Here is a 269-nt window from a genome sequence, read left to right as displayed (position 1 = left end):
AGACGTGCACTTCACCTACCGCAAGATCACCTGGACCCACGAAGTGTCCGGTACCTCCGGCTCGGACGACTGGCGTACCCCGGTCGCCGGCTAAGCCTGCGTTAGTTCACTGCCCCGGCCAGCCAGCATGGCCGGGGCAGCATGTCACCCCAGTTTTTGCAGCGGGAGGAACATCGGATGTTCTCAGCGGCCAACCAGCCCCATTTCACCCTGACCCTGGACGGGGTCGACAGCGACTTTCAGGTGCTGTCGTTCAGCGGGCGCGAAGC

1 pseudogene is annotated in these 269 nt (G+C 63.9%); it reads left to right on the top strand.

Going from position 1 to position 269, the window contains the following annotated elements:
- A pseudogene (locus QMX96_RS26845) lies at positions 1 to 94 on the top strand (type VI secretion system tube protein Hcp); the annotation flags it as partial.
- Positions 95 to 269 lie beyond the last annotated feature (175 nt).

The sequence above is a fragment of the Pseudomonas sp. PS01300 genome (assembly GCF_029960155.1).
GTDB lineage: Bacteria > Pseudomonadota > Gammaproteobacteria > Pseudomonadales > Pseudomonadaceae > Aquipseudomonas > Aquipseudomonas palmensis.
Note: the sequence above shows the minus strand (reverse complement) of the source record. Positions and strands in the feature narration are given on the sequence as shown.